Origin of the sequence: Roseobacter sp. MH60115, assembly GCF_015644665.1 — a bacterium.
Taxonomy (GTDB): domain Bacteria; phylum Pseudomonadota; class Alphaproteobacteria; order Rhodobacterales; family Rhodobacteraceae; genus Roseobacter.
Map to the genome: position 1 here is coordinate 145689 of NZ_JADOBQ010000003.1, position 14137 is coordinate 159825.

At 60.4% G+C, this 14137-nt stretch carries 13 protein-coding genes and 1 tRNA gene; 5 read left to right on the plus strand and 9 right to left on the minus strand.

Translation table 11 applies throughout. The annotated features are described in order from the left end of the window. Positions 1-17 precede the first annotated feature (17 nt). Positions 18-620 carry an outer membrane protein gene (locus tag ISX84_RS11110; RefSeq protein WP_195820440.1) on the minus strand — a complete coding sequence of 201 codons (603 nt, stop codon included), beginning with the start codon at positions 618-620 and terminating at the stop codon, positions 18-20. Between the two features lie 404 nt (positions 621-1024). Here ISX84_RS11110 and ISX84_RS11115 point away from each other — a divergent pair, with 404 nt between their 5' ends. Then, positions 1025-2563 carry a trimethylamine methyltransferase family protein gene (locus ISX84_RS11115; protein WP_195820441.1) on the plus strand — a complete coding sequence of 513 codons (1539 nt, stop codon included), beginning with the start codon at positions 1025-1027 and terminating at the stop codon, positions 2561-2563. Positions 2564-2660: 97 nt separating this feature from the next. Here ISX84_RS11115 and ISX84_RS11120 read toward each other — a convergent pair whose 3' ends face one another. Then, a complete protein-coding gene (locus ISX84_RS11120) occupies positions 2661-2897 on the minus strand; it encodes a hypothetical protein (RefSeq protein ID WP_195820442.1) in 237 nt (78 codons plus the stop codon). Positions 2898-3161: 264 nt separating this feature from the next. Between ISX84_RS11120 and ISX84_RS11125 the strand changes: the two genes are divergently transcribed. Then, a complete protein-coding gene (locus ISX84_RS11125) occupies positions 3162-3665 on the plus strand; it encodes an RNA polymerase sigma factor (protein WP_195820443.1) in 504 nt (167 codons plus the stop codon). Positions 3666-4082: 417 nt separating this feature from the next. Here ISX84_RS11125 and ISX84_RS11130 read toward each other — a convergent pair whose 3' ends face one another. From ISX84_RS11130 to ISX84_RS11140, 3 genes are all read right to left on the minus strand, one after another. Then, the gene (locus ISX84_RS11130) at positions 4083-4481 is read right to left on the minus strand and encodes a hypothetical protein (protein ID WP_195820444.1); all 399 of its coding nucleotides are present in this window, start codon (positions 4479-4481) and stop codon (positions 4083-4085) included. Positions 4482-4492: 11 nt separating this feature from the next. Beyond that, a complete protein-coding gene (locus ISX84_RS11135) occupies positions 4493-8146 on the minus strand; it encodes a vitamin B12-dependent ribonucleotide reductase (protein ID WP_195820445.1) in 3654 nt (1217 codons plus the stop codon). 1051 nt (positions 8147-9197) lie between these two features. After that, positions 9198-9614, minus strand: coding sequence for a RidA family protein (locus ISX84_RS11140; RefSeq protein WP_229884269.1), 417 nt, complete (start codon positions 9612-9614; stop codon positions 9198-9200). Between the two features lie 66 nt (positions 9615-9680). Between ISX84_RS11140 and ISX84_RS11145 the strand changes: the two genes are divergently transcribed. Beyond that, on the plus strand, positions 9681-10403 hold the full coding sequence (locus ISX84_RS11145; RefSeq protein ID WP_195820446.1) for a helix-turn-helix transcriptional regulator: 723 nt from the start codon (positions 9681-9683) through the stop codon (positions 10401-10403). Between the two features lie 176 nt (positions 10404-10579). Here ISX84_RS11145 and ISX84_RS11150 read toward each other — a convergent pair. The 4 genes from ISX84_RS11150 to pdxH all read right to left on the minus strand — a co-directional run bounded on the left by ISX84_RS11150 (position 10580) and on the right by pdxH (position 12577). After that, positions 10580-10656, minus strand: a tRNA-Pro gene (locus ISX84_RS11150). Between the two features lie 41 nt (positions 10657-10697). Next, entirely contained in the window at positions 10698-11159 is a 462-nt protein-coding gene (locus ISX84_RS11155; RefSeq protein ID WP_195820447.1) for a DUF192 domain-containing protein, read from the minus strand. Further along, a complete protein-coding gene (locus tag ISX84_RS11160; RefSeq protein WP_195820448.1) occupies positions 11156-11692 on the minus strand; it encodes a cold-shock protein in 537 nt (178 codons plus the stop codon). Before ISX84_RS11160 ends, ISX84_RS11155 begins: the two co-directional genes overlap by 4 nt. 279 nt (positions 11693-11971) lie before the next feature. Beyond that, positions 11972-12577 (minus strand): pyridoxamine 5'-phosphate oxidase, encoded by a 606-nt coding sequence (gene pdxH / locus ISX84_RS11165; RefSeq protein ID WP_195820449.1) that lies wholly within the window; start codon positions 12575-12577, stop codon positions 11972-11974. Positions 12578-12722: 145 nt separating this feature from the next. On the opposite strand from pdxH, the gene fabI reads away from it, so the two are divergent. Further along, positions 12723-13529, plus strand: a complete 807-nt coding sequence (gene fabI / locus ISX84_RS11170) for an enoyl-ACP reductase FabI (RefSeq protein ID WP_195820450.1) — start codon at positions 12723-12725, stop codon at positions 13527-13529. Then, complete coding sequence (locus ISX84_RS11175; RefSeq protein ID WP_195820451.1) at positions 13526-14137, plus strand: LysE family translocator; 612 nt, start codon at positions 13526-13528, stop codon at positions 14135-14137. Before fabI ends, ISX84_RS11175 begins: the two co-directional genes overlap by 4 nt.

The following is a 14137-nucleotide window of genomic DNA, read 5'->3' on the forward strand; positions in this document are numbered from 1 at the left end:
CGGGGAGGAAACTTAGATCAGAACTGCCAGGACGCCCGGACCGTGAAGGTATCCGCTTCCGCGTCCACGCCAGCGGCACCGCCGATGTCGCTGAAGTCATGCATCAGGTACTCGCCCGACACGATGAACTGTTCTGTGGCTTTGTAGGAGACGCCGACACCGTAGAATTCACCGGTGTCGCTGCCGACAGATGTATCCAGATCGGCAAAACCGGCAGTGGCGTAAACCAGCGTGCGGCCGAAGTCATAGCCGCCGCGCAGTTTGGCGCGCCAGACGGAATCGACGGAGGCACCGTTGGATAGATCCACGCTGGCATCGTCATAGTCGAGTTCACCACCCACAACCCAGGTGCCGAAATCGTAGTTGTAACCGGCGTGCAAACCGTAGGTGGTGTCATCGCCACCAACGCCGGCCAAACCGTTTTCACCGTCCACGTCCAAGTTACCGATTTGCGCACCGGCGTAGAAACCGGTCCAGTCACCCCCTGTGTAGACGGGTGCAGGCGGTGGCGCGGTGGGTACGGGCGTTACGACGGGTTCATCCAGTGCTCCGGCAAATGCGGGCACGGTCATCAGGGCTGTCGCGGTCACCGCGGCTGCTGCACTCAAAATCTTTTTCATTGTCACGTCCTTGTCTTGGGTTGCGAACGTCTTTTTGTGACGTCCTCTGCGGGATAACTGTGGATGCTGCGATTTGGTTCAATGCCCAGACGATCAATGAAACGTGAGGCGGCGGAAATGGGCTCAAATCGCCTTCTTTCGGGCGCAAAGGTCGGCGGGTCTTTGCTGCGTTCATCTGTCGCTCTCAAAAAGTCCAAAAACGACGTGGGGTCGCAAACAGGCTTGACCGGTTCGGCAACAGCAACGCAGGCTGGGATCAGGAGAGGACATTTCGATGCAGGACGATCTGAGCAAGATCAACATCGTGATCCGCACCATCGGTGCGGAACGGGGCCGCGCGGCGCGGGGGCGACCGGCGATGGTGTGAGCCATATCCACCCCCTTCTTCTTCTCAGGACGACCCAATGACACAAAAAACACAATCACGCAGCGGCGGGCGCTCTGCGCGCCGGGCCGCGCGCGCGGCACCTCTGGCCACCCACCTGCGCCCGATCCGACCCGGCATGTCGGGCGGCATGTACAAACCTTTCTCCCCCGCCGATATGGACAAGATCCACGGCGCTGCCCTTGAGGCGCTGGAAGAGATCGGCCTCGCCGACGCGCCCCCCTCCGGCATCGCATATCTGACCGGCGCGGGTGCCCTTCTGGGCGACGACGGTCGCATCCGCTTTCCCCGCGCGCTTGTCGAGGACACGATTGCGCGGGCCAACCGGTCTGTCACCCTGATGGGCCGGGATCCGGCGCATGATCTGGAGCTATCCGGTCACCGCGTGCATTACGGCACGGCGGGGGCCGCGGTACATCTGGTCGAGGTGGATGGCAGCAGCTACCGCGAATGTGGTGTGCAGGACCTGCATGATGCCGCGCGCATCGCCGACCAGCTGGACAATATCCATTTCGTGCAGCGCCCCATGGTCTGCCGCGATATCTCCGACAATTTGGAGATGGACCTCAATTCCATCTACGCCTGCTGCGCGGGCACCAGCAAACATATCGGCACCTCCTTCACCGAACCGGGTTTCGTGAAACACGGCGTCGAATTGTTGCATATGATCGCTGGCGGCGAAGAGGCCTGGCGGGCGCGGCCTTTTGTCAGCAACACCAATTGCTTTGTGGTGCCGCCGATGAAATTCGCAACGGAATCCTGCGAGGTCATGGAAGAATGCATCAAGGCAGGCATGCCGGTCCTGTTGCTTTCCGCTGGTATGGCGGGGGCCACGGCGCCCTCGACCATCGCCGGGGCCATCGTGCAGGCGGTGGCGGAATGCCTTGCGGGGCTGGTCTACGTGAATGCCGTGAAACCCGGCCATCCCGCGGTCTTTGGTACATGGCCCTTCGGGCTCGACCTGCGCACAGGTGCGATGACCGGCGGCTCCGGCGAACAGGCGCTTTTGACCGCAGGCTGCGCCCAGATGCACAAATACTATGATCTGCCGGGCGGGGCGGCTGCGGGAATTGCCGATGCAAAGCTGCCCGACATGCAGGCCGGATGGGAGCAGATGTGCTCCAACGTGATGGCCGGGCTTGCCGGGCTCAACATGGTCTATGAGGCCGCGGGCATGCATGCGTCATTGCTGGGCTTCTGTCATGAATCGTTGATTTTGGGCGATGATCTGATCGGTCAGGCGATGCGCTGCGTGCGCGGGATCGAGGTGACGGATGAAACCCTGGCCGTCGATCAGATCCGAGAGGTCTGTCTGGGCGGACCAGGACATTACCTTGGCACCGAACAAACGCTGGGGCGCATGCAGCAGGACCACGTCTACCCGACGTTCGGGGACCGTACATCGCCAAAGGAATGGGTGGAACGGGGAAAACCCGACCTGATCGAAAAGGCCACCGCGCGCAAGGATGAGATCTTGGGGCGACGCGCCACAGCACGCTTTGATCCGGTTCTGGATGCGCAGATACGGGCGCGGTTCAACATCCACCTGCCCGATTGAAAAAGAGATGCCCGGCTCTTGGGGGAGAAACCGGGCATCTCGACCTGAGCGCCTGCCATTAAAATCGAAAGGCGGTAGTCTCAGGCCTGTTGGCCGCTTAGGCTGGCATCAGGCCAGCTTCCTGCGCGGATTGCACTTCGGCTTCATCCAGCGCGCCGTCCGCATTGAGATCCATCGTGCTGAAGGACTCGGCGGTGATGTCAGGGTAAACTGCCTGGACCTCATCGATTGTCAGAACGCCATCGCCATTCGCATCCGCCGCCAGCTGTGCGAAGGCCGCAGAGGCCGACAGAAGAGCGATGGTTGCAACTGTGGTTTTGGTGATCAGTTTCATTTGGGTACTCCCATTAAGGTTTGAACATAAGTGTCCAAGGCGCAACTCTCGCGCCTCAGTTGGGTAGATGCGCAAAACGGCTGTTTCGTCCCTGCTGCGGTGCGGCACCGGCAGATCGCGCCATTCCCCGCCGATTGGGCCATGGGCAGGTGGCGGCGGCTCGCCGAAAAAGGCCTCAAAACCGCGATCGGCAAAAAGCCCCCGTCTGGCACCCCGGAACAGACCTGCGATGCTGGTGTTGGTCCCAATCAAAAGGAGCCCGACATGTACCCGACACACGACATGCCTTCCGATCTGGACGCCCTATTGCCCCGCCTTGCCGGGCGCGCCCGGCGCCTCAGCGACAGCCAGAGTGACGCCGACGATCTGGCGCAGGAAACCGCGCTGAAACTCTGGGCAGCCCTGCGCAAGGGTGCAGAGGTCGACGATCTCGACCGCTATGCCATGACCATTCTGCGCAATCTCGCCCGACAGCGCTGGCGGTCGGACAAGCCGACCGATCCGCTGGAGGAGGAAAGTGCCGCGGTCCCGCCGACAGCGCCTGCGCGCATGGCCTGTGCCGATCTCGCGGCTGCGGTCGAAAAACTGCCTGAGACGCAGGCCTTGCTGATCAACATGATCGCGGCCGGTGAAACCAGCCCGACCGTCCTGGCGCAACGCACCGGATTGCCGCTGGGCACGGTGATGTCACGCCTCGCCCGTGCGCGCTCCAAACTGCGCGCAGAGATGGGGATTGCCCAGAAAGCCCCGGTCTCCGATCTCTTCTGATCTGCAAGGGTGGCCTGAAGCCCACCCTACCTGTTGGGGTCAAGCAGTGCATCCGGCAGGTAAGGTGGGCTTTCAGGCCACCTTTTTTGAAGTCCTTGTGGATCATGCGCGACAAAATACGGGGGGCCTGAGCCCCCCGTTGAGTTTCGCCGTTCAGGCTCAATATGTTAACCGCTCGGTATTTTTCTGCCTGCGGCCTGAACGTCGTCGGGGGCGAGCGCACCCGCCCCTTGTACGCGCGGGTTTTCACGGAAAACCCGCCGGGTTGGATAGAGCGGGTTTCGCAGAAACCTGCGGAGTCCAACTCTGTCCCAATTGAAGAGGCCAAGGTCCCACCCTGCCCCGCTCCAATTTCGTCGGGGTGCGGCCTGCTCGTGGGCAGAACCGCCACCCCTACACGTCCCCAGGGACGCGTTTTCAGTAGTGCTCCAAGGCGTTCGTCCCAAAGACCCCACCCATGGCGTGCTGGGTGTTGAGCAGCGGGCGAAACTCTTGGATCAACTGCTTTTCGTTGTCTTCGAACAGTTCAGACAGCAGGCCTCCTGGCGAGTAGACGAGCAGCGTCGTAGCGCCATATCTCTTGGCCTCGTCACGGCGCTCATGACCGCTCAGACGACTGTTTAAGTCGGTTGCCTTGCCTATGTAGATCGGGCTGTAGCCGAAAATCCCGCAAGCGCAAAAGAGATAGATGTCACGATCACCCTCCGGCTTGTAGTCTATCGGATACTCCGAGAACACAAACTGTCTACCTGCTGAGTTTGTCCAGGTGCACTTTCCGTAATTCTCGGATAGTGCATTTGTATTTTTCAGTATCATCAACCCGCTCCTCAGCTACACCCGGACGTCCCGCCGCAGGTGTTGCACTTCATACACGTCCCGTTGCGCACCAGCGTGTAGTTGCCGCATTCGCCGCAGGCTTCACCCTCGTAGCCCTGCATCTTGGCCTTGGTGCGGGCGTCCATGCTGACCGATCCGCTGGTGACCGCCGTGGTGGCCATGGCCACCGCGACGCTGCCCTCGGAGACCGGGGCGAGCCCGTCGAAGGCAACCGCTTCCTCCGCAAAGCCCTGCTGGCCACCCTGAAGCACCACCAACTCTTGCGGCAGACGTTTGCGCAGGTACCCGGTGGAGCTGATTTGTTTCAGCACTTCCAGTGACTTTGTTGCAGCAGTTTCAGAGAGTTCCGAGACGTTGCTCACCCCTTCTTCTTCGCCGCGCCCCAGATCGTCGAAGGTATGCCCCTCAGGCTGAACATGCGCCAGATCGGTGCGGTCGAGGTAGGAGACGGCCAATTCCCGGAACACGTAGTCGAGGATCGAGGTCGCGTTCTTGATGGTCTCATTGCCCTGCACCATGCCCGCAGGCTCGAATTTGGTAAAGGTGAAGGCATCGACGAACTCCTCCAGCGGCACGCCGTACTGCAGACCCACCGAGACGGCGATCGCGAAGTTGTTCATCATTGCCCGGAAGCCCGCACCCTCTTTGTGCATGTCGATGAAGATCTCGCCCAGGTTGCCGTCTTCGTACTCGCCCGTACGGAGATAGACCTTGTGGCCGCCAACGATGGCCTTTTGCGTGTAGCCCTTGCGCCGTTGCGGCATCTTCTCGCGGTGCGATTTGACGATTTCCTTGACCACAACTTTTTCGACGATCTTTTCAGCGAGCACGACCGCCTTTTCCTGCTGCGAGCCGCTTTCCAGCACCTCCTGCGCGTCGTCGTCATCCTCGACCAAGGCTGCCGCGAGCGGTTGGCTGAGCTTCGAGCCATCGCGGTAGAGCGCGTTGGCCTTCACCCCCAGCGACCAACTGAGTTCATAGGCTTTCTGGCAGTCCTCGATGGTCGCGTCATTCGGCATGTTGATCGTCTTGGAGATCGCCCCCGAAATGAAGCTCTGCGCCGCGGCCATCATGGTGATGTGGCTGTTCACGGAAAGGAAGCGCTTGCCTTGCTTGCCGCAGGGGTTGGCGCAGTCGAAGATCGGCAGGTGCTCCTCCTTGAGGAAGGGCGCGCCTTCCAGCGTCATGGTCCCGCAGACGTGATCATTGGCCGCATCAATGTCCGCTTTCGAGAAGCCCAGGTGTTTGAGCAGATCAAAGGTTGGATCGTTCAGTTTTTCGGCAGGGATGCCAAGCACTTGCGTGCAGAACTCTTCGCCGAGCGTCCACTGATTGAAGACAAAGCGAATGTCAAAGGCCGAGGCCAGTGCCGCATCCACCTTGGCCAATTCATTGGCGCCGAAGCCGTGACCCGCAAGCGAGGTGTGGTTGATCCCCGGCGCATTGCCGATGGTGCCGTGACCTACCGCGTAGGAGACGATCTCCTCGATTTGCGCGGACCCATAGCCCAACTTTTCAAGGGCGGCAGGCACCGACTGGTTGATGATCTTGAAGTAGCCACCACCGGCCAGCTTCTTGAACTTCACCAGCGCGAAGTCGGGCTCGATGCCTGTGGTATCGCAGTCCATGACCAGACCGATGGTGCCGGTGGGTGCGATCACGGAGACCTGCGCATTGCGATAGCCATGCTTCTCGCCCAGCTCCAGCGCCTGATCCCAGGCACCGCGCGCCACGTCGATCAACCGATCATCGGGGCAGTTCTTGTAGTCGAGCGGGACCGGCATGACGGAGAGGTCTTCGTAGCCGCCCACTTTGCCGTTTGCCGCGTTGCGGTGGTTGCGGATGACCCGCAGCATGTGCTGCGCGTTCTTGGCATAGCCCGGGAAAGCGCCCAGCTCGCCCGCCATTTCGGCGGAGGTGGCATAGCTCACCCCGGTCATGATGGCGGTCAGGGCGCCACAGAGGCTGCGGCCCTCATCGCTGTCGTAGGAATAGCCCATGTTCATCAGCAGGCCGCCGATGTTCGCATAGCCCAGACCCAGTGTCCGGAAGTCGTAGGAGCGTTGCGCAATCTCCTTCGACGGGAACTGCGCCATCATCACGGAGATTTCCAGCGTCACGGTCCAGAGACGCGTGGCGTGCATGTAATCTTCGACCTGGAACGTGCCGTCCTTGAGGAAGGTCAGCAGGTTCATCGACGCCAGGTTACAGGCCGTGTCGTCGAGGAACATGTACTCCGAGCAGGGGTTGGAGCCGCGGATCGCCCCATCTTCCGGGCAAGTGTGCCAGTCGTTCACTGTGTCGTGATACTGGATGCCGGGATCGGCACAGGCCCAGGCGGCGTGGCCGATCTGCTCCCACAACTCGCGGGCCTTCACAGTCTTGGTGACCTTGCCATCGACCCGGTTGATCAACTCCCAATCGGCGTCCTTTTCGACGGCGGTCAGGAAAGCGTTTGTGACGCGGATCGAGTTGTTGGAGTTCTGCCCGGAGACGGAGTTATACGCCTCGGAGTCCCAATCGGTGTCGTATGTTGGGAACTCGATGGAAGTGTGGCCCTGCTTGGCATAGTCCAGCACGCGCTTGACGTAAGTCTCTGGGATAGATACTTTTTTCGCCGCGCGGATCGCTGTTTTCAGCGCGTCATTCTTGGCGGGGTCATAGGCATCGGCTTCCGCCCCGTCCCATGTCTTGATCGCCTCGAAAAGACCGTTGAGCTTCTGCTCGTGCATCTTGGAGCCCGCGACGATGCTCGCCACTTTCTGCTCTTCGATGACCTTCCAGTTGATGAAATCCTGGATGTCCGGGTGATCCGCGTCGACGATCACCATCTTGGCGGCCCGGCGCGTGGTGCCACCCGATTTGATGGCCCCCGCCGCACGGTCACCGATTTTCAGGAAGCCCATCAGCCCGGATGAACGGCCCCCACCGGACAGGCTCTCTCCCGCAGCCCGCAGGCTGGAGAAATTGGTGCCGGTGCCGGAGCCGTATTTGAACAGACGCGCTTCCCGCACCCACAGATCCATGATGCCGCCGTCGTTTACGAGGTCGTCTGAGACAGACTGGATGAAGCAGGCATGCGGTTGTGGGTGCTCGTAGGAAGATTTGGATTTGGTCAATTTGCCGGATTTGTAATCGACATAGTGGTGCCCCTGGGCCGGGCCGTCGATGCCATAGGCCCAATGCAGGCCGGTGTTGAACCACTGCGGGCTGTTGGGGGCCGCGCGCTGGGAGGCCAGCATGTGGCGCATTTCGTCAAAGTAGGATTTGGCGTCGCTCTCGGAGGTGAAGTAGCCCCCCTTCCAGCCCCAATAGGCCCATGCGCCTGCCAAACGGTCGAAGACCTGTTTGGAGGAGGTTTCGCCGCCCATCTCCGCGCCCTCTGCGGGCACCGAGCGCCACAAGAATTCAGGCACGCCCTTTTCTTTCACCCGACGGGTTTTCGAGGGGACGCCCGCCTTGCGGAAATATTTCTGAGCAATGACGTCGCTGGCGACCTGGCTCCAGGAACCGGGCACTTCGACCTCATCGAGGCGGAACACAACGGTGCCGTCCGGGTTGCGGATTTCCGATGCAGTCGTGACGAAATCGAGCTCTGCGTAAGCGTCTTGCCCGGCCTTGGTGAATTTACGTTCGATTTTCATTTTGTCGCTGCCTCATTTCCAGCAATTTCATCTTCAGACCAACGCCGTCATTGCCGCGTTACTCCAGCCTCGCGCCGTGGGTCATAGGCACAATCTCCTTGTCCGGAGCTGCCGCGTTCAGCGCTCCGGCCTTGGATCAGATCGAAAAAAGTGTCGTCTGTCGGCCCCTGTCCCGTCGATCCGCCCCTGAGCGTTAAACCACTACATGTTGTGGCGTCATCGTCGGCCTCCACAAACTGACGTATCTTGCCCTACCCGGTCAACGATATTTTTAAGATTTTTTAAAGTTTACGGACTTGACGCATCCGCTGATTTGGTCTGCCCGGAGTGCGTTGTGATTCAAATCATTAACACCCGGTTAATATCCCCAAAGGACTGTTTACAAGTTGCCGTAACCGCCGGATGCAATAATCAAATGGTTTGGCTGATTTAGCTTGTCTGGCTTATGCAATGCTTGAAATTATCCACAGGGTGAGAAGGTTAAGAAACGGTTACCTCCGGCAAAGGCCGACCTTTTTGCGACTCGCGCGCTGTACTCACGCAATGTTACATTTTTGTGTCGCACCCCGACTGTTTGGCGCGGGCGGTCTCCCCATATATGGGGAGGAGGCCGATATTCGAGCCGCGGCACCACTAGATATAGTGGCACAGCATCGGCATGATTTGGCGGAGATCCGCGCGTGCGCAGCCCGATTCCATCTGTGCATTTGGGGGCAGCATCGACTTTCGGTGGGATGATTCCTGCAGATGTCATTGCCGACCGGCAGGGTCGTGACTGTTTCCGGCGAAACCAGCATTGGCTGGCATTGACGTTTCAACGGATCACAGAGAAACCTGAAATCGCCGCGCGCTTGGCCTACGCCTGAACCCGGCTCGTCACCACAGTCAATCGTGCCCTGACGCTTTGCGCGACAATAACACTGATGCGCCGCACCGTCGGGCGGGTCTCAGCACATCGAAAGGGGCAATGTCCTGCTGCCCGCCGAGGGCAAGACAAGACGCAGCAGCTGGTCGGGAACCGACCGTGAAGGCTGCTGCATCTTGTCTCGGTTCATGCCGCGGCGGTGGCTTCGATTTCGAACAACAAGCCCGGAATCGCGAGACGGGTCACGCCAAGCAAGGTCATCGGCGGGGCGCATCCAATCGGTCCGAACCGCATGCCAAGCAGATCGAAGTTCTTCAAAGCTTCATCCACGTCCGTGGCAAAAACCCCAAGACGTATGATGTTGCCCAATCCCATGTTCGCCTCGGACAATACCGCCTCCAGATTGTCCAATGCCAGGCCAATCTGACCGCGCATGTCCCCGGGGTGCTGTGGATTGCCTTCGCCGTCTACCGCCGTTTGGCCCGCGCAGATCAACTGCCGCGACGGGCCTTCGATGATTTCTGCCTGATTGTAGCCAAGTTTCAGGGACCAGTCCCATGGGTTTACCGCTGTGCGTTGCATCGTCAGAATCTCCTTGTTCATGTGCCTGCACCCTGACTAAGGCAAAAAGGTGCCATATTTTGTCACCAAAAGTGCTAGTATTACAGAGTGAGCATTCGCCTTCGTCATGACGCCATCGTGCGCAGCCTGCGCCGCAATGGCACATCCACCGTCAACGACCTGGCCGAGGAGGTCGGGACCTCCCGTCGGACGATCCTGCGCGACATCAGCGCCCTGCGCGATCAGGGCTTTGTCATCCACTCGGAAGCCGGGCGCGGCGGGGGCCTGCAACTTGATCCGCAATCGGTGCAGACAACGGCCCGCCTGTCGGTGGATGAAGTGTTTGCGCTTCTCATCAGTGTTGCGGCAATGCGCGCGGCGCGCAGCCTGCCGTTTTCGGATCTTGCCGACGCGGGGCTTGCCAAGATCGAGAAGGCGCTGCCGTCAGACAAGATCCGCGATCTGCGTCAGTTTCTGGATTGCCTGCACATCGGAGAATTATCGCCGCATCAGGACATATCGGACATGGGCTCCATGGATCCCGCGCTGTTGCCAGCCTTCGAGGCGGCCTTTCTCAAGCGGATGCATCTGCGTTTTCGCTACCGCGATGCAAAAGGCCGTGAGACAGACCGCGCGATCGAACCGCAAGCCATGCTGATCCTGCCGCCGCTCTGGTATCTTGTCGGCTGGGATCCCGCGCGCGATGATTTCCGGCATTTCCGCATGGACCGGATCCGGCATCCGGAAGTCATCGAAGGGACACAGTTTCGGCGCCGACATGTGCCGTTTGAGGATGACGTCTGCCCATTTCGCGAAATGTCGCGGCAATAGTGCGTTTCCCGGACGCTCGATACGAGGCGCTAGACAGCGCTTTCGCCAAGACCCGGTTGATCAGGCGTGTCGCGGATTTCGACCGTCCGGCAGATCCCTTCCTGCGCCATCATTTGGTCAGCAGACCGCTGCGATCCCATAACACCGCAGCCCATGCATACAGATATTTTTGAAAGTGGTCGGAGCGAGAGGATTCGAACCTCCGACCCCCTGTACCCAAAACAGGTGCGCTACCAGGCTGCGCCACGCTCCGACGAAGCACTCCTTAAACGGGGCGTGCGGGTTTGAAAACCCCTAACAGGGCCAACGGGCGTCTGTCGCTGAAAATGTTGGGTGGCGCAGCACGGTTCCGGCCGTGATCCCCAGCGCCTTGGCCAGCCCGCCGTTGATTTCCAGCACATGTGTCAGGCCGGAGCCGCCGGGAATCGGTGTCTCATCGAGCGGCTGTGCGGAATGATGGATGGTCCGGACGGTGCCGGTTTGGTCAATGAAGATGAGATCGAGCGGGATCAGCGTGTTGCGCATCCAGAACGACAAGGTCTGCGGGCGGTCATAGACAAAAAGCATGCCCGCCGAACTCGGCAGATGCTCCCGGTGCATGAGCCCCTGCGCGCGCTCCCGGTCATCATCGGCGATTTCAACGGCAAATCGCGCGTCGCCCCAATCGCCTTTCAGGTACACCGTGTCGTCGCGGCAGGTCTCGGCCGCAGCCGCCTGCGCCAGTGCGCACATCAGCACCGCGGCGCGCAGGATCATGCCTCCGAGACGTCCAGCGCTGCTTCCCAGGCAAAGACTTCCGCGGCCATATGCCCGCGCTTGCCCTCGATGACGCGCAGCGCCAGTGCTTCGCCCGGGGCCAGATCGGAGAGGCCCGACCGGCGCAGCACCTCCATGTGCAGAAAGATGTCTTCGCGCCGGCCAAAGACATTGGCAAAGCCAAAACCCTTGCCCTTGTCGAACCATTTGACACGTGCAGGTTCCAAGGGTGCGGCGGCCACAATGGACGGATCCAGTGCCGCGATATCCGACAACCCCACCGACTCGCCCGCCTGCGGCGGCAAGAGGGCCAGCACCTGCGTCGCCTGAACGCCCCGTTCCGTGCGCTGCACTTCCAGCTCGACCCGTGCGCCATCGGCGACGGAGCTTTGCCCGAAGTTCCGCAAAACGTTAACGTGCAACAGAATATCCGGACCGCCTTCGTCGGAAACGACGAAGCCAAACCCCTTTACCGGATCAAACCATTTAACAAGCCCCTTCACGGGGGAAGATATTTCTTCGGTCTCGCTCACTCGTCTTCTTTCAGCCGTCGTAAGGTCTTCTAACACAGTCTTGCGCGAATTAACTTTCTTCTTTCAAGTTGAAACAAAAAAGTTGAGACGAATTTCTTCGCGTACATCGCAAAAGGCGCTCGCACAAGCATCACACATTCGCGATTTCTCAGGTCATTCTAGCCACAGTTGAATTCCACCTCATAAATGACTGAAAAATCAAAACTCCCCCGATGTATGCACAATATTATGTGCGCTGACAAACAGTGAATTATTGAGACTCGCGCTTTTTTTCGCCCCTCACGGGTTCAGGCGCGTGATCGACCAGGTCTCGTCGAAAGACGCCCGGCGCCAGACAAACCGGTCATGCAGGCGAAACTCGCCATCCGCCCAGAATTCGATCTCCAGCGGCTTGATCCGAAACCCGCCCCAGAACGGCGGGCGCGGCGGGTTTGTGCCCTTGGTCGCGGTCACTTTCGCCACCTCGGCCATCAGTGCCGCACGGCTGGACAGCGGGCGGGACTGTTTCGAAGCCCATGCCCCCAACCGGCTTTTCAGCGACCGCGTGGCAAAATAGGCGTCCGCGTCCTCCGGGTCGCCCCGTTCCGCAAGGCCCCGCACGCGTATCTGACGGCGCAGGCTTTTCCAGTGCATCACAAAGGCCGCCTTGCCCGCGCCGTCAAGCTCGCCCGCCTTGGCGCTGTCGTAATTGGTGTAAAAGACAAAGGCATCCGGCTCGATCGCCTTCAGCAGGACCATGCGCACGTTTGGCAGGCCGTCCGCATCCACCGTGCTCAACGCCATGGCGTTGGGGTCATTGGGTTCGGTTTTCCCCGCTTCGTCCAACCAGATCTGTGCCAGATCAAAGGGATTGTCGCCCGCGAATTTTCCACTTCTGCTATCCATGGCATCCTCACATGTCTTTCCCCGCAGCAAGTGGCGGAACCAGCGCAAAGGTCAAGGGGGTGTATTGACCTACCTTGATGGGCCTGCCGCAATCGCCTAAAGGACGGAAAGGACAAAAACACCACATGACAATCGAGGGACCTTTATGGGAAACGATCTTCTGGCGGGCAAGCGCGGGCTCATCATGGGCCTGGCCAACGACAAATCCATCGCCTGGGGGATCGCAAAGGCCTGCGCCGATGCGGGCGCAGAGCTGGCATTCTCCTACCAGGGCGATGCGCTGAAAAAACGCGTCGATCCGTTGGCCGCGCAACTGGGCAGCGACATCGTCCTGCCCTGCGACGTGGGTGATGAGGCGTCGATTGATGCGCTGTTCGAGGCGCTCAAGGAGCGGTGGGGTACACTCGATTTCATCGTGCATGCCATCGGGTTTTCCGACAAGAACGAGCTGCGCGGCCGCTATGTCGACACCAGCCGCAGCAACTTTGCCCTCTCCATGGATATCTCGGTCTACTCCTTTACGGCCGTGGTGCAGCGCGCCGAGAAGATGATGACAAATGGCGGTTCCTGCCTGACGCTCACCTACTACGGAGCGGAAAAAGTCATGCCGCATTATAACGTGATGGGTGTCGCCAAGGCAGCGCTCGAGGCCTCGGTGCAATATCTGGCCGAAGATCTGGGCAAGGACGGCATCCGCGTGAACGCGATTTCTGCCGGGCCGATCAAGACGCTGGCCGCCAGCGGCATTGGCGATTTTCGCTACATCATGAAGTGGAACGAGTACAACTCGCCGCTGCGTCGCAATGTGACCACCGAGGATGTCGGCAAGGCCGCACTCTTCCTGCTCTCTGATCTCGGCTCCGGCACCACCGGTGAGAACCTGCATGTGGATGCGGGCTATCACGTGGTCGGCATGAAGGCGGTGGATGCACCGGATATGGCCAAGGAATGACCCTCTCCGCCCTCGCAGGTCTGGCGCTCTTGCAACTCATGCTCGCCATGAGCCCCGGCCCTGCTGCGGTGCTCACCATTCGGACCGCCGCGAGCGAGGGGCTGCGCCCGGCCTTGCTGCTGAACCTTGGTCTGACATGTGCCGTACTTGTGTGGGCCGTGGCGGCGCTCGCCGGGCTGTCGCTGGTGTTTGAGCTGATGCCCTGGGTGCAGACGGGCCTGCGCATCATCGGCGGGCTTTTCCTGGTCTGGATTGGCATCTCTCTCTGGCGCCATGCCGCGGAACCGATGCCCGAGCCGGGCGCCCTGCCCCCACGCAGCACGCTCGGGGCTCTCTGGCTCGGTCTCTTGACCAATCTGGCAAATCACAAGGCGCTCGCCTATTTCGCAGCCGTCTTCACCGGGATCATCCCACCGGGCATGACCTGGCTGGATGGGGCCATGATCCTCGCGGTGATCTTCGTGGTCGAGACCGGCTGGTACGCCTGCCTGGCCCTTGTCTTTTCCCGCAGCGGACCGCGACAGCTCTATGCCCGGATCAAGGCGCGTGTGGAGCGCTGTTTCGGCGTCATTCTGGGCCTTTTCGGGGCACGTATCGCAGCGGGGTAA

Coding starts and splice junctions, on each gene's coding strand:
- ISX84_RS11175 (WP_195820451.1), top strand. CDS start 13,526: ATGACCCTCTCCGCCCTCGCAGGTCTGGCGCTCTTGCAACTCATGCTC.
- fabI (WP_195820450.1), top strand. CDS start 12,723: ATGGGAAACGATCTTCTGGCGGGCAAGCGCGGGCTCATCATGGGCCTG.
- ISX84_RS11140 (WP_229884269.1), bottom strand. CDS start 9,614: ATGAACAAGGAGATTCTGACGATGCAACGCACAGCGGTAAACCCATGG.
- ISX84_RS11110 (WP_195820440.1), bottom strand. CDS start 620: ATGAAAAAGATTTTGAGTGCAGCAGCCGCGGTGACCGCGACAGCCCTG.
- ISX84_RS11130 (WP_195820444.1), bottom strand. CDS start 4,481: ATGATACTGAAAAATACAAATGCACTATCCGAGAATTACGGAAAGTGC.
- pdxH (WP_195820449.1), bottom strand. CDS start 12,577: ATGGATAGCAGAAGTGGAAAATTCGCGGGCGACAATCCCTTTGATCTG.
- ISX84_RS11135 (WP_195820445.1), bottom strand. CDS start 8,146: ATGAAAATCGAACGTAAATTCACCAAGGCCGGGCAAGACGCTTACGCA.
- ISX84_RS11120 (WP_195820442.1), bottom strand. CDS start 2,897: ATGAAACTGATCACCAAAACCACAGTTGCAACCATCGCTCTTCTGTCG.
- ISX84_RS11155 (WP_195820447.1), bottom strand. CDS start 11,159: ATGATCCTGCGCGCCGCGGTGCTGATGTGCGCACTGGCGCAGGCGGCT.
- ISX84_RS11125 (WP_195820443.1), top strand. CDS start 3,162: ATGTACCCGACACACGACATGCCTTCCGATCTGGACGCCCTATTGCCC.
- ISX84_RS11115 (WP_195820441.1), top strand. CDS start 1,025: ATGACACAAAAAACACAATCACGCAGCGGCGGGCGCTCTGCGCGCCGG.